The organism is Paraeggerthella sp. Marseille-Q4926 (genome assembly GCF_916618935.1).
GTDB classification, from domain to species: Bacteria; Actinomycetota; Coriobacteriia; order Coriobacteriales; family Eggerthellaceae; genus Paraeggerthella; species Paraeggerthella hominis.
Map to the genome: position 1 here is coordinate 91,965 of NZ_CAKAKF010000002.1, position 22,371 is coordinate 114,335.

Here is a 22,371-nt window from a genome sequence, read left to right on the forward strand (position 1 = left end):
TCGTTGTCTCGACCTTAGCCGAACAGGTTGTCGTACTGTATCCAGGCGTAGGCGTCTAGCAGGTTTTCGGCGTCCGCTTCCTCGTCGAGCCAGTGCCAGGTGCCGTCGGCGCTCAGGTAGCCGTTGAGGTTGACGGCGGGTATGGATTCGCTGGTCGACAGCAAAAAGCGCTGGTAGTTCGTGGTGGGAAGGCCTGCTGAGTCCACCAGCTTGGCGCCCAGGTAGTTCAGGCTCGACCGTTGCTCGACCGGTCCTGTGGCGAGGGCGTCGGCTTCGTCCTCGACAGGGTTTCCACGCTGTTGCTTGATTGCGCGTGCGGCGTCGTTTTCCCAGATGAGGTAGGGTACAGCGTAGCGCGACTGCACGGCATCGAGCCCCAGATCGTCTGCGGACACGCCTTCGTGCGTGGCTTCGAACAGCCAGTCGCTGAAACCGGGTTGATGATCGCCGAAGAAGCAGAGGACCACCGGCCTCTCAAGCGCGTTCAGCTGCTCTGTCAGATACGCCAGATCCTGGTCTGCCTGGTGGATGACGCTTGCGTACTCGTTCAGCTCGGGCGACGTGGTTCCGTCGGGAAGCGGAACGCTCACGCTCATTTTTTCGGAAAGGCCGCCCACGTCGTAGCCTCCGTGGTTTTGCATGGTCACGTCGAAGATGAACTGAGGCTGCTCGTTTTCCGCCAACAGGTTCAGCACGTAGTCGTAGGTGGCGCGATCGGTGACCAGGCCGCGCAAGGTGTCCGCGCCGTCGAAGGAGGCTATGTCGCTGAATCGGTCGAATCCCAGCTGCGCGTAGATTCGGTCGCGCCTCCAGTTCGTGCCCTCGGCCGGATGCAGCGCGTGCGTGGCGTAGCCCATCGATGAGAAGTACGACACCAGGCTTTCGGCTTTGTCCAGGTCGTAAAGCACGTACGGATACACGCCTCCGCCCAGGTGCGCCATGCTCGACCCGGTCAGAAACTCGAACTCGCTGTTGCAGGTGCCGCCTCCCATGGCCGAGGCGTAGGCTTCGCCGGCCTCGAGCGCTTCGGCGGCAAGCTCGTGGAACCGGGCGGGGCGGGCCTCGGTGTCGGCAAGGCCGGGGTAGCGCGACAGGTCGGAGAACGTCTCGTTCATGATGGCGATGACCGTGGGCTGTTCGACAAGTTCGCCGGCATGCGCTTCCGGGACGGCCGTGGCGTCTGCGTACGAGTCCAGCATGTCCTCGATGGCCGCGGTCGCGTATCCGTCGGGTTCGGCGGGGCTCAGGTCTTGGACGCGCTTGAGAAAGCAAAGCGCCGATCCTTGCTCGGCGTACGATTCCTTGACGCCCCATACGTCCACCGTGCAATCGAAGGCTTTTTCGATGTCGACGGCGGCTAGCGACCATCCGAAGCCTCCAACTAGCACAAGCGCGCACGTGGCGTTGGTCAAGCCGCGTCGGAACGAGAGCCGCTGCTTCGGCATCAGGAACAGCACGGCGCAGTACCCCAAGAACAGCGCGATGCTCGCAAGCAGGCTCGCGTCAAGCTCGAAGGAGTAGCCCGATCCCACCGATGCGGCCGTGGACAGGGCGAACAGGTCGGCAGGCACGACGGGCTGGCCTTTGAACAGGATGACGAAGTGGTTTGCCGTTCCGGCCGCCAGGCAAGCCAGCAGAAACGCCGCAACAGCCGCGCGGGAGCGCTGCCCGACGAAGTAGCAGATGCCGAAAAGGATCGCCAAGAGGACGAGGTTCAACCCCGCATAATAAGGATCCATGGAAAGCAGGTTCGCGTTGTAGGGCACTTCGAGCAGCAGGAAAGCCGTTGGCACGGCAAGCGCAAGAACGAAGGGACGCGCCTTTTTCGCGAACGGCAGGGATCGGAAGCGATCGACGGCGCCCGCGATCAGGGCGAAAAGCGCACGCACCGCGTCTTGTGCGGCGCGTGCGTGGCGTATACCGGGCATAACGTGCTCCTCGCGTGGTTCAGATGCATGCATCGTCGGTGATGTGAAAAGGCGAAGTATACCGGATATCGCTTCGTTTGCAGCTTGAATCCGCCCTGATTGTCGATGCGCGGCCTGATTCCTGGTGAAACGCTTGCAATTTCATGTATCCAAAAAAACTCGATTACGGGTTCACATTATCTGCAAATCCTCTAGAATAAAGCGGTTGCGACTTTCTCGCTCGAATGCCCGGCGAAAAGGTCGCATATCGTATTGGTCGAAAAAAGGAGGAGACACGTGACTACTGCAGTCGCATGGATGGCTCCCGTGTGCGCCCTCATCGGCATTTGCATGGCAGCCTACCTCGGAACGTGGGTTCTGAAGCAGGATCCGGGTCCGGACAAGATGAATAACATCTCCCTGAAGATCCAGCAGGGCGCTAAGGCGTTTTTGATGAGCGAGTACAAGCTGCTCGTGATCTTCATGGTGGTTGTGGCCGTTGCTATGGCGACGCTCCTGTCGCCGATTACGGCGCTTGCGTTCGTCACAGGCGGCGTGATGTCTGCGGCCGCCGGCTACGTTGGCATGCACGTGGCAACGCGCGCGAACACGCGTACCGCTCACGCTGCCGAGGAGTCGGTTGCCAAGGCCCTGAACATCAGCTTCAAGTCCGGCCTCACCATGGGCCTGTGCGTGGCGTCGTTCGCCCTGCTGGGCCTGTCGCTGTGGCTTATCCTGCTGGTGTTCGGCATCGACATCGTCGAGGTTGCTCAGATGCACACCAACATCGGCATGGTCGAAGGCTTCGCCACCGGCGCTTCTGCTGTTGCGCTGTTCGCCCGTGTGGGCGGCGGCATCTACACGAAGGCCGCCGACGTTGGCGCTGACCTCGTGGGCAAGGTGGAAGCGGGCATTCCCGAGGACGATCCCCGCAACCCCGCCACCATCGCCGACAACGTAGGCGACAACGTAGGCGACGTGGCCGGCATGGGCGCCGACCTGTTCGAGTCCTACACGGGTGCCATCCTGGCCCCCACCATCCTGGCCGCCACCTTCGGCGCGCTGGGCGGGTACTTCGCCACGGGCGACCTCGTGTGGGCCCTGGTGACGCCGCTCATCATCGCGGCAACCGGTATTCTCACGTCCATCATCGGCCTGTTCGCCGTGCGCACCAAGGAAGGCGCTGCCCTGCACAAGGCGCTCAACCGCGGCACGTACCTGGCTGCCGGCATCGAGATCGTCGTGATCTTCTGCCTGTTCTCCATCTGGAACTCCCAGTCCGTCGAGGCGCAGCCGCTGTGGCTGTTCGGCTCGGTGCTGTGCGGCCTGGTGGCCGGCCTTGCCATCGGCAAGATCACCGAGTACTTCTGCTCCGACAAGTACAAGCCGGTCCACAAGATCGCCGAGGCTGCCGACACCGGTGCCGCCACGGTCATCATCGAGGGCATCGGCACGGGCATGCTGTCCACCATCGCTCCGATCGTGCTGGTTGCTTTGGCTATCATCGGCGCGTACACGTTCGGCAACCTTGCGTTCCCGCTCGCCTCGGCTGAGGGCGGCATTGCCGTCGGCCTGTTCGGCGTGGGTCTTGCCGCAACTGGCATGCTTTCCAACACCGCTATCACCATTGGCGTCGACGCGTACGGCCCTGTTGCCGACAACGCGGGCGGCATCGCCGAGATGGCCGGACTTCCCGAGGAAGTGCGTGATCGCACCGACGCGCTGGACGCCGTGGGCAACACCACCGCTGCCATCGCGAAGGGCTTCGCCATTGCCTCTGCGGGCCTGTCCGCTATCTCGCTGTTCGTGTCCTACCAGGCCACGATGCACCATGCTATTCCGAACTTCGAGCTGACGCTCACCGATCCTCTGATCGTTGCCGGTATCTTCATCGGCGCCATGATGCCGTTCATGTTCGCGGCCCTCACCATGGGCGCCGTGTCCCGCGCTGCTCATGCCATGGTCGAGGAAGTGCGTCGCCAGTTCCGTGAGATCAAGGGCATCATGGAGTACGAGGCCGAGCCCGAGTACGACAAGTGCGTGGCCATCTCCACCAGCTCCGCGCTGCGCGAGATGATGCTTCCCGGTTGCCTTGCCATTATCGTGCCGGTCGCGATCGGTTGCTTCAACCCGGCTATGCTGGGCGGCTTTTTGGCCGGCGCCGTTGCCACGGGTATGCTCATGGCCATCTTCATGTCCAACGCCGGTGGCGCGTGGGACAACGCGAAGAAGTACATCGAGCAGGGCTATCATGGCGGTAAGGGATCCGATGCTCACAAGGCCGCCGTTGTCGGCGACACCGTGGGCGATCCGTTCAAGGACACCTCTGGTCCGTCCATGAACATCCTCATCAACCTGATGACCATCGTTTCGCTGACGTTCACCCCGCTGTTCGTCGCGATTCAGACGATGATGTAAGCGCTCGCTCGAAAAGCTTGCATGTTTTGGGACCCGGCTTCGCGCCGGGTCCCGTGTTGTTTTAGGAGGCGGTCGCGCGGCGAGGACGGGCGCTGCCCGCGTACCCGGTTCCGTTCCAGTTTCGGAGGCTTGCGACGTGCCCGGCTCCGTCTTGCGCTTCGGGGACTTGCAGTCCTCGCTGACCCCATCTTCAGTTCGAAGTTTTGTCAAAACGGACGAGTTTTGCTGGTCCTCAAACCAGGATAAAGCAAGCCGGTAAGCTTCTGAACTGGGATAATGAAAATCACGCATCAGCGAACAACCTCGAGAAGGCGGAAAATCGCCGCAAAACTCGATCGTTTTGACAGCGGACCGTGTCAAATACATTCTGCTACTGCACGCGTTCCTGCAAGCTGTCCGTTCCGCCGGTCTGCGTGCTCCGCTTCGGTCCGCACGGTTGTTTCAGCCGGTGCGCTCGCCTCGGCTTGCGCGCCTGCTTCAGCCTGCGGACCTGCTTCAGCTTGCGCGCCTGCTTCAGCTTGCGTACCTGCTTCCAGCCGTGCGTCCACTTTGACCCGCGTGCCTTCCTCTAGCTGCGCGCTCGTCTCGGCCCGCCCGTTCGCCGTTTGCTTTCAGCCGCGATCCCGCTTTCGCCTTTGCCTGCGCGTGCATCGGCGCGGATGCACGCCTGCCGTCTTCTGGGCGTGGTTTTGCGAAAACCTTGCAGGAATCTAGCACGGGTCTAGCGGGAATCTAGCAGGAATCCAGCGCAAGATAACGTGAAGATAACGAAACGATTGTCCGCGAACATGAGGGGCGTTGCCCTTGCTAGTCTTAATATATGACTATATACATAAGCCATATAACAGCGTTGGAATGTTGGCGGTCGGGAAGGTTCGATGCCCGCCTTCGGGTGCCCTGCTCTGGAAAACGCGTTCGGCATCCCGTCGGATCGTCGGAGCTTATCGGCGATGCGGACAAGGCGGCGCGGGCTCGCAGCCGCGATGCCGATACCGCGGCGTTTTTCCAGGGCCGCAAGGCCGTAGATGTCGATCGCGCTCGCGGGGATTCCCTGCTTCTTGAAAGCGGATTGCCGCTCGGGCGCGTTTCTCGCGAATCGCCCGTGCATGTGGTCGTGCCCTGTACGTGCGATCGGATCGACCGCGTCGGCGTGCGCTGCCATGTTCATGCGCGCCCGTTTCCTCCTGGATCATTCGTGCGATTGGACGAAGATTTGTACGCGAGCTCGCCGGAGCTGTGCTTCGTGCAGATGGCTTCCGTCTTGCCTGCGTTGGAGCTTCTTGCCTTGGGATTCGAGTTGTGCGGAACGTACGCGCGCAACTGCGATGGGCGCACGCGGTACGGGAGGCCCATGCTTTTGACCACGGCGTCGGCCCTTGCTCGATACGTCGAATCTGCACGGGGAATTCCTGGCGCGGCTGCGGCTCGAAGAGTCCTCAAGCATTTGGTCGCCTGTTCCGCTTCGCCGCGCGAGACGGCTTTGACGTTGCTGCTTTGCCTTCCGCGAAGAATGGGCGGCTATGCGCTTTCGCATCCCGAATTGAATTATCGAATGGATGTGCCGGACGCGCGGCGAGATTGCACCGAAAAGGGATACTACTTATGCGATCTGTACTGGTCGCAAGCGAAGCTCGACGTTGAGTACGAAAGCGACGAGTACCATACCGGTCCTTCTCGGATCGCAAGGGATTCGGAACGTCGCGATGACTTGTCCCATCTGGGGGTGTCGGTGCGCACGATGACGAATCACCAGATCATGGATCTTGCTCGCTTCGACAAGGAGGCGCGTCAGCTTGCTGCTGCTTTAGGCGAGCGGGTTCGTCCGTACGATGGTTTCGCGCAAGCGTGCCGCATGCTGAGAGCCGCAGTGCTGTGAGTTGCCGTGAAGGGCTTTCGGGACGCTGCCGACTTTCGATCGGTTTTCGGACGCGTAGGGCCCATCTGTCAAAACGGACGAGTTTTGCTGGTCCTCAAACCAGGATAAAGCAAGCGGATAAGCTTCTGAACTGGGACAATGAAAATCGTGTGTTGGCGAGCAATCATAAAAAGGCGGAAAATCGCCGCAAAACTCGATCGTTTTGACAGGACTGCGCGAAATTCGACGTCGTGCGCACGGATTGCGCGATGGGGGGGGGTGTTTCTATGGTTTTGTCAATTGCTTTTTCGGGATCGGGCCGTTTGATTCGGGCATGCTCGCGCAAACCCCGGCGGCAGGGCTCTTCTTCGGCGATTCGGCCGAGGACTAGGCTCGGACGTACGGGCGGGCGTCCCGCATGACGGCGAAGATGACCTTCAGCCTCTTTCGCGCCACGGCTTTGAGGGCCTTGTTGTGCCGCATTCCCCGCGCGCGGCACGCATCGTAGTAGCGGCCGAACTCGTTGTCAGTGCCGACGAGGGAGTTGCAGGAGAAGACGAGCAGGTTCTTGAGCTCCTTGTTGCCGGTCTTCGACGACGACGCCGAGTCCAGAGAGGTGCCCGACTGCCTGTTGCTCGGGGCGAGCCCGGTAAAAGACGCCAGCTTGTCGTGGCTCGAAAACAGGCCGATGTCGACTCCGGCGACGAGCGCCGAGGCGGTCTTCGGGCCGATGCCCGGAACGGTGAGCAGCGCCCGGTACACGGCGTCGCCGGCGAGCAGCGCGTCCATGGACTCCCTGACGGATGCCGCCCTGGCGAGGTCTTCCTCTATCCGCTCGGCGAGCATCCTCACCGCCGCGTCCTCCGCGGCCGTGTGCGGCCTGCCCGACTTCGCCGAAGCCAGGGCCGCGTCCCAAAGCCCGTCGGCCGCCGCCTCGGGCGCCCCCGACTTCTTCACGGCGAAGGTGCGGTAGCCCTTCCTGCCCGCCGCGGCTATGCCGGGGGCGCCCCCGAACCTGGACAGGACGCCCACCTGCCACGCCGCCCCCAGGTCGACGGCCGCCTCGAAGGCGGGGTCGACCTCGAGCAGCGCCGAGCGCAGGCGGTTCTTCGACTGCGTGGAGCATTTCGTCAGGAAGCGCCGCTGCGATGCGAGCAGCCTTATCTCGGCGCCGCTGCCGGCGTCCTCGGCCACGGGCCGCAGGCACCACGGCATCCCGATGGCGGTGCGCGCGATGACCTCGGCGTCTATCTCGTCGGTCTTGGCGGCACCGGGGAACATGTCCCGGGCGCGCTTCATCGCCAGGCCCGGCAGGTAGGCGACCTCCATGCCCGCGGCCCTCGCGCGCTCGAGCACGAGGGCCCCGATGTTGCGCTTCTGGTCGACGACGACGAGCGCCCCTTCGCCCGCGAGCGCGAGCGTCTCGTCTATGGGGCCCTCCCTGTTCTCAAGCGCCTTGTTGAAGAGTATCTCCCCGGACGCCCGGGAGACGGCGCACGCCCGATGCGCCGCCTTGCCCACGTCGAATCCGATGCAGATTGTCCTTGCGGCCTCCATGATGCTATCCTTTCGGCATGTTGGCTGACCGCGCGGGCCGCAGCTTCGGCACCCACATTACAGAGCCGCGCCCTTTCGGGCCGGCAGGTTTCTATCAGCCTTCGCCGCGGCGCCCGTCCCCGGTGGCAACACCCCCCGGGCCTTCGCGAGAGGCAGGGACGAAGGGCCATCCGGGGCGGGTCGGCCAGCAACCCCGCAGGGTCTGCTTCATCGTAATCCGCTTGCGGATCGAGCTGGAAAAGAAAAGACCCGGCAGAGCCAGGTCTAACTGTAATGGGCGATCTCCGTGCGTCGGGTACCACGGGAACATGAAAAAGCCCGGCCAGTGTGGCCGGGCTTTCGCTTTTGCTGGATGCTGCGGCTTACACCACGCCCTGCGCCATCATGGCGTCGGCGAGCTTCTTGAAGCCGGCGATGTTCGCGCCCATGACGTAGTTGCCTTCGTGGCCGAACTCGCGCGCGGCGTCGTCGGCTGCGTGGTAGATGCTCTTCATGATGCCCTGCAGCTTGGCATCCACTTCCTCGAACGACCAGGACAGGCGCTCGGAGTTCTGCGACATCTCCAGGCCGGAGGTGGCCACGCCGCCGGCGTTGGCGGCCTTGCCGGGGCAGAAGGTCACGCCGTTGTCCAGGAAGTAATCGGTCGCGTCCATCGTGGTGGGCATGTTGGCGCCCTCGGCAACCACCTTGCAGCCGTTCGCGACCAGCTGCTGTGCATCCTCGATGAACAGCTCGTTTTGGGTCGCGCAGGGCAGCGCGATGTCCACGGGCACGCTCCACACGCCGCGGCCCTCGTGGTATTCCACGCCTTCGCGACGCTTCGCGTACTCGGAGATGCGGGCGCGCTCGACTTCCTTGATCTGCTTGACCAGGGCAACGTCGATGCCGTTGGGATCGTGGATCCAGCCGGTGGAGTCGCTGAGCGTGACTACCTTGGCGCCCAGCTGCTGGGCCTTCTGCGTGGCGTAGATGGCCACGTTGCCGGAGCCGGAGACCGACACCGTCTTGCCCTCGAAGGAGTCGCCGTGGCACTCCAGGTACTCCTGCACGAAGTAGATCAGGCCGTAGCCGGTCGCCTCGGTGCGGGCGAGCGATCCGCCGTAGGACAGGCCCTTGCCGGTAAGCACGCCTTCCCAGACGTTCTTGATGCGCTTGTACTGGCCGAACAGGTAGCCGATCTCACGTGCGCCCGTGCCGATGTCGCCAGCCGGCACGTCGGTGTCGGCGCCGATGTGGCGCTGAAGCTCGGTCATGAAGCTCTGGCAGAAGCGCATGACTTCCATGTCCGACTTGCCCTTCGGGTCGAAGTCGCAGCCGCCCTTGCCGCCGCCCATGGGAAGCGTGGTCAGGCTGTTCTTGAAGATCTGCTCGAAGCCCAGGAACTTGATGATGCCCAGGTTCACGGACGGATGCAGGCGCAGGCCGCCCTTGTAGGGCCCCAGGCAACTGTTGTACTGCACGCGGAAGCCGCGGTTGACCTGCACCTTGCCCGCGTCATCGACCCAGGGGACGCGAAACATGATCACGCGCTCGGGTTCCACGATGCGCTCGAGCAGGCCAGCGGCCTCGTACTCGGGATGCGCCTCGATGACCGGCTCGAGGGAACGCAGCACCTCGGTGACGGCCTGGATGAACTCAGGCTGGCTGGCGTCCTTCGCCTTGACCTGCTCGATAACTCGATCGACGTAACTCAATTCGGACCTCCTTTGGGAAATGCAGTACGCAATAGCATCATTATAAAGAGAGCCGACCGCGCGCAATGATTATTTAAACGATTCGAAACAAACCTGTGCGCCGAAAGGTCGCGATCGAAGCGATTCGGGACGTCCGGCTCGTTGCGAATTTCAACGATGAATTGCTCGACTGTCCCCATTGCGACCCTCTCGAAAACAATCGATGGGGTAGAATCGGGGCAAGAGATAAGGAGCGTGCATGAACGAGATCAAGTGCCCCCATTGCCAAACGGTGTTTCAGGTTGACGAGACCGGTTTCGCGGCCATCATGAAGCAGGTGCGCGACAGCGAATTCGACAAGGAAGTGCAACGGCACGAGCAGCTGCTGGCAACCGAAAAGAAGCAGGCTGTCGAGCTGGCGGTGGCGCAGGCTTTGGGAGCGGCGCAGGCGAAGGCTTCCGAGAAGGAGACCCGCATTGCCGAATTGGAGGCCAGACTGGACGCGGCGAAGCGCGAGAACGAAGCTCGGGAGCGCGTCGCGCAGGCCGAGCGCGAGCGTGCGCTTGCCGACATCGCGGCGGCGAAGGACGCTCGCATCGTCGAGCTCGAACAGCGCTTGTCCGCGCAGCAGCACGCCAGCGAAACCGAGAAGCAGCTGGCCGTGCAGCAGGCGCGCACCGAGATCGAACGCGAGCGCGATGCCCTGGCCGCCCAGGTGGCGCTCAAGGACGCCGAGCGCATCCAGGTTGAAAGCGCGCTCAAGGAGCAGCTGTCCATTGAGCTGAAGGCGAAAGACGACATCATCGCGTACAAGGAAAACGAGATCGAGCGCTATCGCGACATGAAGGCGCGCTTGTCCACCAAAATGGTGGGCGAGTCGCTTGAGCAGCATTGCGAGACCGAGTTCAACAAGATTCGCGCAACGGCGTTCCCGCGGGCGTACTTCGAGAAGGACAACGATGCATCCGGCGGCTCGAAGGGCGACTTCATCTTCCGGGAGTGCGACGAGGCGGGCAACGAGATCGTGTCCATCATGTTCGAGATGAAGAACGAATCCGACGACCCGTCCCGCCACCATCGAAACGACGAGTTCTTCAAGAAGCTCGACGCCGATCGCACGAAGAAGGGATGCGAGTACGCGGTGCTCGTGTCGCTTTTGGAGCCGGACAGCGAGCTGTACAACCAGGGAATCGTGGACGTGTCGTATCGGTACGAGAAGATGTACGTCGTTCGCCCCCAGTTCTTCCTGCCCATGATCTCCATTCTGCGCAACGCCGCGCTCAACTCGCTTGCCTACAAGGCGGAGCTGGCCGTGGTGCGCAACCAGAACATCGACATCACGAACTTCGAAGAGCAGATGGAGACGTTCAAATCGGGTTTCGCGCGCAACTACGACCTGGCCAGCCGCCGTTTTCAGACGGCTATCGACGAGATTGACAAGACCATCGCGCACCTGCAGAAAACCAAAGAGGCCCTGCTTTCCTCCGAGAACAATCTGCGCCTGGCGAACAACAAGGCGCAGGACTTGACTATCAAGCGTCTGACCAGGAACAACCCCACTATGAAAGCCGCGTTCAAAGCGCTTGAGGATGGTAGCGCCGACGTTTCCGAATAGGTGCGGCTTGCCGGTTTCCGGGCGGCGGGATGGGGTGCGCCGCCCGGTTTCGCTTTCCGGAGCCTTGCTGCCGTCGACGTTGCGCTAGCGCTCGTCCCCGCCGCGAAGCGACTCGTCCACCAGGCGCCGCAGGTTCGCCGCGAAGCGTTCGCGATCCTCGTCCTCGAACGCCGCAGGGCCCTTCGTCCTGCCGCCTTGTCGACGGACGTTCTTCTCGAGGTGGCGTATCTGCATGTCGGCGTCGATGGTCGCGCGCGAGTACACGCGCCCGCGCACGCCGATGGCCCGCGCGCTGCGGCCGAGCGCCATGGCCGCAAGGCCGATGTCCTGCGTCACCACGATATCGCCGGGCTTCAGTTCCTGCACGATGGCGAAATCGGCCGCATCGGCGCCGATGCCCACGGCAAGGGTGTCGACCCAGAATCCGTCGGTGGGCTGCCGGGGGTCGCTTCGTCGCACGTGCCGAAGCAGGTTCTGCGTTGAGTTGCCCGCGATAACGACGGGGATGTTGCGGTTTCGCGCGATGTTGACGGCCTCGGCGGTGACGGGGCAGGCGTCGGCGTCGATGTACACAGTGGGCTTCATGGACCTGCTTTCTCTTGGGTTGGTTCAGTATAGCGGCAGGCATCCCAGGTTGCGAACCCGCGCGCTTCCGCATAGGCCCGAAGCCCAAGGCGCGTGCTGCGCGGTTGTCGACCCGCTGCGCGCATCGTCGATTCGCTGTCGTGCGCAGCATGTGAAGGCGCAGCTTTTTGAGCGTCGGTTCGGTTACCGATTTGTGCTCAGTCTGTGACCTCGATGCGCCGTAGATATTCGAAGTCTATCTTGAACCCCGGTCGCATGGGGCGGCTTGGCGCGCAACGGGGCGAGAGAAGAGGCGAGCGTATGGCGAACGAGAACGGGTTTTTGCTGGAGGTCGAGCGATGGGCGCAGACGACGCCGGATGCTTTGGCCTATCGTGCAGACGACGCAACCATGACCTATGCCGAGCTGTGGACTATGTCCGATGCCGTGGCGTGCGCGCTGCGTGAGCGTTCGGGCGATCGCGAGCCGGTCGTCGTCCTGGGGCATAAGGGCCCCTTGATGATCGTCGGGTTTCTGGGCTGCTTGAAAAGCGGGCACGCCTTCGTGCCCGTCGATGTTGAGATGCCGGCGTCTCGGTTGGCCGACATCGCTTCCCAGCTGGGGGAACCGTTGCTGTTGACCGCCGTGGAGCTGCCTTGCGCGTTGCGGGAGCTGACATGCGAGGATCGCGTCGTGGATGCGCGCGAGGTTGCGCGTCTGCCGTTCGACCGTGCGAGCGTTCCCGACCGCTCCTGCTGGGTTTCCGGCGAGGAGACGCATTACCTCATCTTCACGTCCGGCTCGACCGGGCGACCCAAGGGCATCGAGGTGAGCGCGGACAACGCGGCGAACTTCATGCGGTGGCTCCGCACGTTTCCGGTGGTGTCGGACGGTGCGCGCGTGTTCCTGGACCAGCCGCCGTACTCGTTCGATCTGTCGCAGTACGAAGTGGTGGGCGCGCTGTCGACCGGCGGGTGCCTGCACGCGGTTTCGCGCGAGAAAACCGAGGATGCGCGCATGCTGTTCGAGGACCTGCGCGCCTCGGGCGTGCAGGTGTGGGTTTCCACGCCGTCGTTCGCCGATCTATGCCTGGCGGATCCTTCGTTCGACCAGGCGCTTCTTTCCGACGTTCGCATGTTTCTCTTTTGCGGGGAGACCTTGCACCATGCGACGGCCGAGGACTTGGTCCGTCGGTTTCCGCAGGCGCTCGTCGTGAACACCTACGGGCCCACCGAGTCCACCGTGGCGGTAACGTACGCCGAAATCGGTCCCGCCGAGCTTGCGGATGCGGCCCCCTTGCCAGTGGGGCGTCCTCGTCCGGGGACCGAGCTGCGCATCGTGAACCCCGAAACGGGGGCGCCGTGCGAGCCGGGGCGAAGCGGCGAGATCGTCATCGTGGGGGACACGGTGGCGAAAGGCTACTACCGCAATCCCGATAAAACCGCCGAAGCGTTCTCGTGGTCGCTGCGTTCCGACGGCCGCAAAATGCGGGCGTATCGCACGGGCGACCTGGGTCGATTGGACAAGGAGGGCGTGCTTCACTGCGAAGGGCGATTCGACGCGCTGGTGAAGGTGAACGGGTTTCGCATCGAGCTTGAGGACGTGGAAAGGAACATCGTTTCATTGCCGCAGGTGAAGCAAGCTGTCGTAGTGCCGGTGCTGCGCCGCGGGCGCGTTTCCCACCTGAAGGCATGCGTGGTGCTGGACGCTTCGGCTGCTGCGCTCGACGCCTTCGACGCTCGTCAGGAGATTCGGCGCGGTCTGGCCGAGCTCGTTCCTGCGTACATGGTGCCGCGTACCGTGAAGCTGTTCGACGAGCTGCCGCTGACCTGCAACGGCAAGCTTGATCGAAAAGCCCTGGCCGAGGCGTAACGGGTCGCGCGCATGTCGTTTTACGCCGACCCCAGCTTTTTCGTGGCGCTGGCCGCAGCGGTAGCGGGCGCGGCTTTCCTCGGCCTGCGCGAGAAGCCGCTCAAGCGCTACGGCCTGGCGGTGTCCGTAGTGCTGCTGGCGTGCTTGTTCTCGAAGGACGTCGCCGGCCTTGCGCTCGCGGCGGGGTTCGTGCTGGCGGCCGTAGCGTGCATGCGGTGGCTTTCGGCCGACCCGAAGTCGAACGCGCGCTTCTATGCGGCCGTTGTCGTCACGCTCGTGCCGCTCGTGTCCGCGAAGGCGGGCGCGGTGTTCGACCAGAATCTGCTGGGCTTCTTGGGCGTTTCCTACATTACGTTCAAGGCGCTGCAGGTGCTCTTCGAAATTCGCGACGGCCTCATCGAGCGGATGAACCTGTTCGATTACGTGTACTTCCTGCTGTTCTTCCCCGTGTTCACGTCCGGCCCCATCGACCGTTCCCGTCGTTTCGCGCAGGATGCCGACGCGGTGCGGACGCGCGACGAGTACGCGGGCCTGCTCGCGCGCGGCATCCTGCTGCTGCTCGTGGGAATGGCGTACACGTTCGTGATCGCGGTGTGGCTGCATCGCCTGTACGCACCGACCGCATGGGGCGGCGGCCCGTTTCTTGCGGAGCTGGGCGCGCAGGTGCAGACCGCGTACGTGTACGGCTTGTACCTGTTCTTCGACTTCGCAGGGTACAGCCTCATGGCGATGGGCGCTAGCTACTGCTTCGGCATTCGCACGCCGCGCAACTTCCGCGCGCCGTTCGCGTCGATCGACATCAAGGATTTTTGGAACCGGTGGAACATCACGCTCTCGTTTTGGCTGCGCGACTTCGTGTTCATGCGGTTTTCGCGCCTGGCGCTCAAGAAGCGCTGGTTCGAAAGCCGCCTGACCACGGCGTGCTGGGGCTTCGTGCTCGACATGGTGCTTATGGGCGCTTGGCACGGCCTGACGCCGAACTACCTTTTGTACGGCTTGTACCACGGCTTGCTGCTGGCGGGTACGGAGGCGTTTCAGAAGAAATCGAAGTTTTACAAGCAGCATAAGAAAGAACCCTGGTTCAAGGCGCTGTCCTGGTTCGTCACGCTGCAGTTGGTGATGATCGGGTTCGCGCTGTTCTCGGGGCAGGCAACGATGCTCGTGAAAGGAGCGATCAATGGGTAGCGTCACGCACGATCAGCTTGAGGAGCGCATGCTCTGCATTTTGGAGGATATCTGCGACGATGACGAGGTGCGCGAGCGCCGAAGCGAGGATCTGTTCGCGCTCGGCCTTTTGGACTCTATGGGGGCTATCGAGCTTTTGGTGACCATCGAGGAGGAGTTCGGCGTGTCCATTGCCCCTACCGAGGTGGAGCGCGACGAGATGAACACGGTGGATTTGATCATTCGCCAAGTGGAGATCCGCCTGTAGGCGGGCGGGACCATGGCGAAAGGGGCATCGACCGGCTTTACGGGCATGGCCTTGCTGCGCGGCGTGGTTGCGGCGCTGCTCGCAGCCGTGCTGGCGGTCGCGGGGTTTTGCGCCTGGGGGCTGCCCCGGCAAACCGATCACGATCCGACACGGCTCTACGATTACGTGTATTCGGGCGTGAAGTCCGAGAGCACCGCGTTCACGCTGTCTTCGATGAGCGCGGACGGCCACCTGGCGTTCGGATCGTCGGAGTTCTACATTTCGAAGGACAAGGTCGCGCAGTGCCCGCAGGCGGTGTTTGGCGAGAACGTGACCGGAGTGGATCTGACTTTCGTCGGCGAAGCGTACGATCAAAGCCTATGGCAAGCTGTTGCGGCCGGTGCGTACGGCGACAAGGTCAAGAACAAGAAGGTCATGATCGTGGTGTCGCCGCAATGGTTCTTCAAGGGCAACGGGGCGCAGGCGAAGTTCCCCTCGAAGTTCTCGTACAGCCTGTACCGGCAGTTCGCGGACAACCCGCGTCTGTCCGAGAAAACGAAGGCCTACGTTCGATCCCGCATGGCGGCCCTTGGGGTGAACGCGGGGCAGCTTGCCGCGGCCAACAGGGACACGCCGTTCGACGCCGTGAACGATGCGGCGTATTCGCTTGCGGAGGACGCGCGCATTCGCAGCCGCTTGCCTCAGGTGATCGAGCAGGCTCCGCACAAGAGCGCTGCTCGTGCGATCGGCAACCCGACGGGCGAACCCGACTGGAGGGCCCTGCTGTCGCAGGCGGATGCATCCGGCGCCGCCGCCTGCACCACCAACCCGTACGGCATCTACGACGCCTATTGGCAGAAGAACTCCCGCTACAACGTGGAACGCGGGCAGAACTTCACGGAGGCGAATGCCGAATACGACGACCTCTCGTGCTTTTTGGACGTGTGCCGCGAAACGGGACTGGAGCCGCTTGTGGTGATTCTGCCGATGCACGGCGCCTGGTACGACCGCGAGGGAGTTGAAGCCGATGTGCGCAGCGCGTTCTACGATCGCGTGCGCGGCGCGTGCGATGCGGCGGGGGCTGCGTACGCCGACTTCTCCAGCTGCGAGTACGAGAAGTACTTTCTGTGCGATACCGTGCATCCCGGCTGGCGCGGCTGGGTGCGCATCGAGCAGGCGTTCTACGATTTCGCGAACGGGCGCGACGATGCGTTTCTGGGCGGGGCCGGCTTCGGCCGGGCCGAGGGCTTGGCTTCGGCGGGCGATGCGGGCGCCTCGCTTGCCGGCGTGACCGACGGGAGCGCATCGTGAGCCGGCTTCTTCGGTGGGCGGACGGTGTGCGCGACGCGGTGCGACGGCGTCCCGGGCTGCTGGTTGCGGCGGCCGGCGCAGCCGTGGTCGCTCTGGTCGTCCTGCTCGCCTGGTTCATCGTGTTCTCCGGCTTTTCCCAACCGGTTCAATTCGTATACGACAGTTTCTAGGAAGCCGGGTGCGATCGTGATGGCGAACGGGATGGCGATTATCGGCAGGCGTGCGGCGATTGCGGCCTTTTTGGCGCTTTCGTGCATCGGTGCAGCTGTCGGCTGCGCACCTGTCGCCGACGTGCCTGACCAGGAGCCCGATCTTGCGGCGCCCTCCGACGAGCCTGCGGATCTTGGCGTCGAAGACGGCGGCGACCTGGGGGATTTGGCCGACGAAGCGCCTCCCCAGGGGATGGAGCCCGAAGGCGGCGCGCTTGCGGTTCGGCTCGATTCCTACCTGGACGACAACGCGTCCCGCACGGGCGTGCCGGGCGTTGCCGTGGCCGTGGTGGATGCTTCGGGCGTCCGGTACCTGCGCACGCTGGGGGATTGCCCGGATGCCGAGGCGCTTTTCACGATAGGGTCGCTTAGCAAGTCGTTCACGGCTCTTGCGGTGATGCAGCTGGTGGAGGCGGGGGAGGTGGACCTCGATGCGCCGGCCTCGTTGTACGTGCCGCAGTACGGCGTGCCGTCCGAGGTCACGGTGCGATCCCTGCTCAACCAGACGAGCGGGTTCGGGTACTACGATGCGCTCGCCGATGCGCGCAAGGGCGCGTCGTTCGGGACGTTCTCGTACGCGAACGCCAACTACGATTTGCTCGGCCGCATCGTCGAAGCGGCTTCGGGGCAGGAGTACGCGGCGTACCTGCGCGATCACGTGCTTCTTCCCCTTGGGATGGACCGCTCGACGGCTGATGGCGAGATCGCGCGGGAAAAGGGCATGGCGCCTGGCCATCGCGGTTGGTTCGGCGTGCCCGTAGCCGATGGGTTCGCGCACGCGTCAAGCGACGAGGCGTGGGGAGCCGCTCCGTCGGGCTACGTGGCGGCGAGCGTTTCCGACATGGCGCGCTATCTGCGGATGTACCTCAACGGCGGGCGAAGCGACGCGGGGGAGCGCGTGATCTCGCCGCAGGGAATCGAGTCGATGTTCATGGACCGCGTTCCCGATCCCGAAGGCGACACGTACTACGGCATGGGCTGGACGTCGTTTTCCTGGGACGACGGGGAGACGGTGCTGTCCCATGACGGGCAGGTGGAGAACTACGTGGCAAGCATGTGCCTGCTGCCCGAGCGCGGTTTGGGCGTGGTGGTGCTGGGCGATGCGAGCGACCATGCGGGCGGCGACAACCTGTTCTTCGAGCTGGCGAACGGCGTGGTGGCTGCGGCGGTGGGCGCCGATCCAGACCCGGTCGACGCTTCGTGGGTGCGGGTGGCGCATGCGCGCAACGACGTGCTGTACGCCTGTGTCCTGCTGGCGAGCGCAGCGCCGCTGGGGTTGCTGCGGCGGTGGACGCGCCGCATGCGCGTGACGTACGTATCGCAGGCGTCGCCGGCGCTGCGGTTGCGCGCGAGGCGGATGCTGGTCGCGCGCGCCGTCGTCCTGCACGTCGTCGCGCCGCTTGCGGTTCTGGCGCTTCCCATCCTGCGCGGGGTGCCGTGGCGCGACGTGCTCACGTTCGCTCCCGACGTGGCTGCGGTGCTGGGGGCAAGCGCGGCGCTCCTTGCTGCGGGCGGCGCCGCCAAGCTGGCGGTAGCCGTGCGCATGGGGCGCGGGCGGGTCCGCGCCGCTGCGCCTCCGGCGAAGGAGAGCCGACCGCGCTCCCGGCGAACCTGAAGCCCCGCGGCTTCGCGGCGCGAACCGAGCGCATGCCCCGCGAACCTGAAACCCCGTAGCGCCGCTTTGCGCTACAATGGATGCTTTCGCAGCAAAGGGGGATCAAGGTTGGAAGTGCTCGTCATCATGGCCGTGGGCGTGCTCGTGGGCGCAACGGTGTTCCCCGCGCGCCTCAAAGGCGCGAACGAGAAGCTGACGCTGCTGTTCACGGCGTTGCTCATCTTCTCGATGGGGGCTTTGCTGGGAGGGCGCGACACGTTTCTGGAGGAGCTGGGCACCGTCGGGTGGGCGAGCGCCCTGTTCTGCCTGGTGCCGGTGGCTCTTTCGACCTTGGTCGTGTACGGCCTGACGAACTGGCTCATGAGCGACATAACCCGCAAAGCGGCCGGTCCGAACGTGGCCGCTGCGCAGGAGGCGCCGGCGGCGGGGGAGCCTGCCGGCAACGGCGAAGCCGTCATGATCGGCATGGCGGTGGGGGCGCTTGTGCTGGGGATAGCCTACGGGCTGGCGGGCGTGCACCTTGCGCCGCTCGACGCGCTGGCCGACCATTCCGACCTGATCCTGTACGGCCTCATGCTGTTCGTGGGCATCAGCGTGGGCGGCAGCCGCGGCCTTTTGGGCAAGCTGCGGCAGTATCACGTGCGCGTGCTCATCATTCCCTTCGGCATTGTGGTCGGATCGATCGCGGGCGGTTTGCTGTGCGCTCCCTTGACGGGGCTTTCCCTGCCGACGGGAGGCGCCATCGCGTCGGGATTGGGCTGGTACAGCTTGTCGGGCGTCATGATGACCGAGATCGCCGGCGCGCAGGTGGGCAGCATCACGTTCTTGTCGAATCTGCTGCGCGAGTTGGTGTCGTTCTTCTGCATCCCCTGGATCGCCCGGCACCTCAACTACCCTACGTGCATCGCGCCCGCCGGCGCAACGAGCGAGGATACCACGCTGCCCATGCTCATTCGCTGCACGAACGGCGAGACGGTGGTGCTCTCGGTGCTCAACGGCGTTATCTGCTCGGCGATGGTCCCGGTTCTGATAGAGGCGTTCCACCCGTTCATATAGCGGTGCGCGGGCCGCGTTGACGGCCCGCTCCCAAACATGAATCGTTTGTTCGCGCGGCGGCGGCTCGGCCGGTGCGCAACGGGGCTTTGCTATACTGCCGTTCATGGACGAATACCTCGACAAACCCATCAAGACGAATGCTGCGAACGAAGAAGGGGAAGCTGCCGATTCGGCCGGCTTTTCCGCACTCGACGACGGCGACGCCCTTGGCTTCGACAACCTGGATCAGCCGGCGGGACAGCGCTCGCGCATCGAGCGCGAGCAGCATCGCTGCGACCTCGACCAGGCGACGCGCGAATTCGGCTCCGCCGCCTCGGCCGACGGGAAGCCGACCTTGCCGGAAGGCCGGGCGGCAACGGCCAAGCTCGAACGCATCAAGCAGGAGCTCAACGCCGTGCCCGCGCTGCCGGGCGTGTACCTATGGAAAGACAAGTCCGGCCAGGTCATCTACGTAGGCAAGGCGAAGCAGCTGCGCGCGCGCATGCGCCAGTACGTGAACTTCCAGGACGAGCGCGCCAAAATACCCTTGCTGGTCGACCAGATCGACAGCTTCGACTACATCGTGGTGGAGAACGAGCACGAATCTCTCGTGCTGGAAAAGAACCTCATCAACCAGCACAGCCCGTTCTTCAACGCCGACTTCAAAGACGACAAGTCGTACCCGTTCATCGCGCTCACGAAAGGCGACGTGTTTCCCGCCATCAAGTACACGCGCGAGAAGCACAAGCCCGACACGAAGTACTTCGGCCCCTATACCGACAGCCGCGCCGCGCGCGACATGGTGGACATCGCGCGGCGCGTCGTGCCGTTGTGCGCCACATCGTGCGCCGATTGGCGTCAGCTCAAGCGCAGGCTGGAGAAGAACCCGCTCGCGCTCATGGCAAGCGACGCGCGCCCGTGCTTCGATGCGCACGTGGGCTTGGGGCCCGGCGCGTGCTGCGGCGCGGTGACGCCCGAAGAGTACCAGGTCAACGTGAAGCGCATCGGACGATTCTTGTCCGGGCAGCATCGGGAGTTCGTCGACGAGCTGACCGCCGACATGCAGGCTGCGGCCGAAGAGCTCGACTTCGAGCGCGCCGCGCGCATCAAGGCGCGCATCGACACCATCAACAGCCTGACCGACAAGCAGCATGCCGTGTCCACGCGCAACCTGGACGCCGACGTGGTGGGCATCTTCCGCGAGGAGACCATCGCCGGCGTGCACGTGTTCATGGTGCGCGAGGGCCGTATCATCAACTCGAACGAGTTCGTGCTGAACCGCGGCAAAGACGTGCCCGACGACGACCTGCTGCACATGTTCCTGCTGCGCTACTACGACGCCACCACGTCCATTCCGCATGAGATCATCGTGCGCGACGAGCCCGAGGACGAAGAGGCTATGGAAGCATGGCTCACCGAGAAGCTGGCAAGCCCCCATGGCGCGAAGGTGCGGTTCACGGCGCCGCGCAAAGGCGAGAAGCACGAGCTTGTGAGCATGGCCGAGACGAACGCGAAGCACACGCTCATGCGCTACAAAGTGCGCACCAATTACGAGGACAAGCGCATCAACGAGGCGCTTCTTCAGCTGGAAAGCGCGTTGGCCCTCGACGAGCCTCCCCTGCGCATCGAATGCTTCGACATCTCCACCATTCACGGTTCCTACACGGTGGCCTCCATGGTGGTGTTCACGAACGGCAAGCCCGACAAGAACCAGTACCGTCGCTTCAAGATCAAGACGCCGCTCGACGAGGCGAACGACTTTTTGAGCATGCAGGAGGTGATGAGCCGCCGCTACGCGCCCGAGCGCATGGCGGACGAGCGCTTCGGAAGCAAGCCGGATCTCATCATCCTCGACGGCGGCAAGCCGCAGCTGTCCGCGGCGCTCGAGATGTTCGACAAGCTGGGAATCCGCGACATTGCGTTGTGCGGCCTGGCGAAACGCGACGAAGAGCTGTTCGTTCCCTGGCAGGACACGGGCCCGGTGGTGCTGCCGAGCGGTTCCGCGTCCCTGTATTTGGTGAAACAGGTGCGCGACGAGGCCCACCGCTTCGCCATCACGTTCCACCGGGAGCTGCGCGGCAAGGGCATGACCGCCTCCATCCTCGACGACGTGACGGGCCTTGGACCCGTGCGCAAAAAGGCGCTGCTCAAGCACTTCAAATCGTTTAAGAACCTCAAAGACGCCGCCCTTGACGACATCAAAGCGGCGCGCCTTGTGCCCGAAGAGGTGGCTGAGGAGCTGTACCGCGTGCTTCAGCAGTATAATAGGGAGCGAAAGGACGTGCGCGTCGTGGGCGGCGCGCAGCAATGCGAATCCGACGCGCTTGCCAGCACGGGCGAGCGCTCCCGTACCGACGAAGGGATTGCTGATGAGCGAATCGACGGTTGATCTTGAGCACATGCCCGAGCTCGTCATCGTGAGCGGCATGAGCGGCGCCGGCCGCACCGAGGCGATGCACGTGTTCGAGGACCTGGACTACTTCTGCGTGGACAATCTGCCCTCCAGCCTGATCGGGAACCTGCTCGAGCTTACCGGCATGCCCGGCCAGCCCGACGAGCGGCGACGCCTGGCCGTGGTGTGCGACGCGCGCAACCGCGATTTCTTCGCCAGCTTGACAAGCGAGCTCAAAAAGCTCAAGGAGCGCGGGCTCGATTACCGCGTCCTGTTCCTGGACGCCGACGACGAGAAGCTGATCGCGCGGTACAAGTCCAGCCGCCGCCGTCACCCGCTTTCCGCCGACGGGGCGTCCATCGCTCAGGGCATCGTGCGCGAGCGCGACCTGCTGTTCGAGCTGCGCGAGAGCGCGCATCACGTCATCGACACCACTGACATGCTGCCGCCGCAGCTGCGCACCACCATCCGCGCTCTGTTCGCACCCGGCGAGGACCGCACGGGCCTGCAGGTCACGGTGTACTCGTTCGGGTTCAAGCACGGCGCGCCTCTTGACGCCGACCTGGTCATGGACGTGCGCTTCCTGCCGAACCCGTACTACGATCCCCAGCTGCGCCCCTTGACGGGCCTGGACGCGCCGGTGCGCGACTTCGTGCTGTACCGCCCCGAGACCGAGGAGTTCCAGAAGCGCTGGCGCGCGCTGCTCGATTGCGTGATGCCGGGCTACGTGGCCGAGGGCAAGCAGCAGCTGGCCATCGGCATCGGATGCACGGGCGGCCAGCATCGCAGCGTGGCGCTGGCGGAGGCCACGGCCGACTACCTCAAGGCGAAGGGCTACCGCGTGAGCATCGCCCATCGCGACCTCAAGCTGGCCGAAGGGGCCGACGGTTTGCTGGTGACGGATTCCGCCGCTGCGGCTCCGGTCGCCGGGCGCTAG

Annotated in this window: 16 protein-coding genes; 12 read left to right on the forward strand and 4 right to left on the reverse strand. The window is 64.0% G+C overall.

From position 1 onward, the window contains the following. Nucleotides 1-14: 14 nt before the first annotated feature. Entirely contained in the window at nt 15-1,928 is a 1,914-nt protein-coding gene (locus LG373_RS03690; RefSeq protein ID WP_225749050.1) for an LTA synthase family protein, read from the reverse strand. A 297-nt stretch (nt 1,929-2,225) separates the two neighbouring features. Here LG373_RS03690 and LG373_RS03695 point away from each other — a divergent pair, with 297 nt between their 5' ends. Together LG373_RS03695 and LG373_RS03700 are read left to right on the forward strand one after the other, a co-directional pair. Continuing rightward, nucleotides 2,226-4,325, forward strand: a complete 2,100-nt coding sequence (locus tag LG373_RS03695) for a sodium-translocating pyrophosphatase (RefSeq protein ID WP_225749202.1) — start codon at nt 2,226-2,228, stop codon at nt 4,323-4,325. Between the two features lie 892 nt (nt 4,326-5,217). After that, entirely contained in the window at nt 5,218-6,201 is a 984-nt protein-coding gene (locus LG373_RS03700; RefSeq protein WP_225749051.1) for a hypothetical protein, read from the forward strand. Nucleotides 6,202-6,567: 366 nt separating this feature from the next. Here the strand turns inward: LG373_RS03700 and LG373_RS03705 are convergent, their stop codons facing one another. Together LG373_RS03705 and gdhA are read right to left on the reverse strand one after the other, a co-directional pair. Next, a complete protein-coding gene (locus LG373_RS03705) occupies nt 6,568-7,737 on the reverse strand; it encodes an IS110 family transposase (RefSeq protein ID WP_225749052.1) in 1,170 nt (389 codons plus the stop codon). Between the two features lie 362 nt (nt 7,738-8,099). Continuing rightward, nucleotides 8,100-9,431 (reverse strand): NADP-specific glutamate dehydrogenase, encoded by a 1,332-nt coding sequence (gene gdhA, locus LG373_RS03710; protein ID WP_114566927.1) that lies wholly within the window; start codon nt 9,429-9,431, stop codon nt 8,100-8,102. A 238-nt stretch (nt 9,432-9,669) separates the two neighbouring features. Here gdhA and LG373_RS03715 point away from each other — a divergent pair, with 238 nt between their 5' ends. Beyond that, nucleotides 9,670-11,025: a DUF2130 domain-containing protein gene (locus tag LG373_RS03715; protein ID WP_114566926.1), complete on the forward strand. Its 1,356-nt coding sequence runs from the start codon at nt 9,670-9,672 to the stop codon at nt 11,023-11,025. An 84-nt stretch (nt 11,026-11,109) separates the two neighbouring features. Here LG373_RS03715 and LG373_RS03720 read toward each other — a convergent pair whose 3' ends face one another. Then, the gene (locus LG373_RS03720) at nt 11,110-11,610 is read right to left on the reverse strand and encodes a YaiI/YqxD family protein (protein ID WP_114566925.1); all 501 of its coding nucleotides are present in this window, start codon (nt 11,608-11,610) and stop codon (nt 11,110-11,112) included. A 300-nt stretch (nt 11,611-11,910) separates the two neighbouring features. On the opposite strand from LG373_RS03720, the gene dltA reads away from it, so the two are divergent. The 9 genes from dltA (at nt 11,911) to rapZ (ending at nt 22,371) form a co-directional block, all read left to right on the forward strand. Further along, nucleotides 11,911-13,461 carry a D-alanine--poly(phosphoribitol) ligase subunit DltA gene (gene dltA, locus LG373_RS03725; protein WP_114566924.1) on the forward strand — a complete coding sequence of 517 codons (1,551 nt, stop codon included), beginning with the start codon at nt 11,911-11,913 and terminating at the stop codon, nt 13,459-13,461. Between the two features lie 12 nt (nt 13,462-13,473). Beyond that, nucleotides 13,474-14,646: a D-alanyl-lipoteichoic acid biosynthesis protein DltB gene (gene dltB, locus LG373_RS03730; protein WP_114566923.1), complete on the forward strand. Its 1,173-nt coding sequence runs from the start codon at nt 13,474-13,476 to the stop codon at nt 14,644-14,646. Then, a complete protein-coding gene (gene dltC, locus LG373_RS03735; RefSeq protein WP_114566922.1) occupies nt 14,639-14,893 on the forward strand; it encodes a D-alanine--poly(phosphoribitol) ligase subunit DltC in 255 nt (84 codons plus the stop codon). Before dltB ends, dltC begins: the two co-directional genes overlap by 8 nt. 12 nt (nt 14,894-14,905) lie before the next feature. After that, nucleotides 14,906-16,183: a D-alanyl-lipoteichoic acid biosynthesis protein DltD gene (gene dltD / locus LG373_RS03740; protein ID WP_114566921.1), complete on the forward strand. Its 1,278-nt coding sequence runs from the start codon at nt 14,906-14,908 to the stop codon at nt 16,181-16,183. Further along, nucleotides 16,180-16,353, forward strand: coding sequence for a hypothetical protein (locus tag LG373_RS03745; RefSeq protein WP_181792561.1), 174 nt, complete (start codon nt 16,180-16,182; stop codon nt 16,351-16,353). Before dltD ends, LG373_RS03745 begins: the two co-directional genes overlap by 4 nt. A gap of 19 nt (nt 16,354-16,372) precedes the next feature. Next, nucleotides 16,373-18,007, forward strand: a complete 1,635-nt coding sequence (locus tag LG373_RS03750; RefSeq protein ID WP_225749203.1) for a serine hydrolase — start codon at nt 16,373-16,375, stop codon at nt 18,005-18,007. Between the two features lie 114 nt (nt 18,008-18,121). After that, nucleotides 18,122-19,063 (forward strand): lysine exporter LysO family protein, encoded by a 942-nt coding sequence (locus tag LG373_RS03755; RefSeq protein WP_225749204.1) that lies wholly within the window; start codon nt 18,122-18,124, stop codon nt 19,061-19,063. Between the two features lie 103 nt (nt 19,064-19,166). Then, on the forward strand, nt 19,167-21,431 hold the full coding sequence (gene uvrC, locus LG373_RS03760; RefSeq protein ID WP_225749053.1) for an excinuclease ABC subunit UvrC: 2,265 nt from the start codon (nt 19,167-19,169) through the stop codon (nt 21,429-21,431). Further along, nucleotides 21,412-22,371: an RNase adapter RapZ gene (rapZ, locus tag LG373_RS03765; RefSeq protein WP_114566918.1), complete on the forward strand. Its 960-nt coding sequence runs from the start codon at nt 21,412-21,414 to the stop codon at nt 22,369-22,371. Before uvrC ends, rapZ begins: the two co-directional genes overlap by 20 nt.

Coding starts and splice junctions, on each gene's coding strand:
- LG373_RS03690 (WP_225749050.1), bottom strand. CDS start 1,928: ATGCCCGGTATACGCCACGCACGCGCCGCACAAGACGCGGTGCGTGCG.
- LG373_RS03695 (WP_225749202.1), top strand. CDS start 2,226: ATGGCTCCCGTGTGCGCCCTCATCGGCATTTGCATGGCAGCCTACCTC.
- LG373_RS03705 (WP_225749052.1), bottom strand. CDS start 7,737: ATGGAGGCCGCAAGGACAATCTGCATCGGATTCGACGTGGGCAAGGCG.
- LG373_RS03715 (WP_114566926.1), top strand. CDS start 9,670: ATGAACGAGATCAAGTGCCCCCATTGCCAAACGGTGTTTCAGGTTGAC.
- LG373_RS03720 (WP_114566925.1), bottom strand. CDS start 11,610: ATGAAGCCCACTGTGTACATCGACGCCGACGCCTGCCCCGTCACCGCC.
- dltA (WP_114566924.1), top strand. CDS start 11,911: ATGGCGAACGAGAACGGGTTTTTGCTGGAGGTCGAGCGATGGGCGCAG.
- dltB (WP_114566923.1), top strand. CDS start 13,474: ATGTCGTTTTACGCCGACCCCAGCTTTTTCGTGGCGCTGGCCGCAGCG.
- dltC (WP_114566922.1), top strand. CDS start 14,639: ATGGGTAGCGTCACGCACGATCAGCTTGAGGAGCGCATGCTCTGCATT.
- dltD (WP_114566921.1), top strand. CDS start 14,906: ATGGCGAAAGGGGCATCGACCGGCTTTACGGGCATGGCCTTGCTGCGC.
- LG373_RS03750 (WP_225749203.1), top strand. CDS start 16,373: ATGGCGAACGGGATGGCGATTATCGGCAGGCGTGCGGCGATTGCGGCC.
- uvrC (WP_225749053.1), top strand. CDS start 19,167: ATGGACGAATACCTCGACAAACCCATCAAGACGAATGCTGCGAACGAA.
- rapZ (WP_114566918.1), top strand. CDS start 21,412: ATGAGCGAATCGACGGTTGATCTTGAGCACATGCCCGAGCTCGTCATC.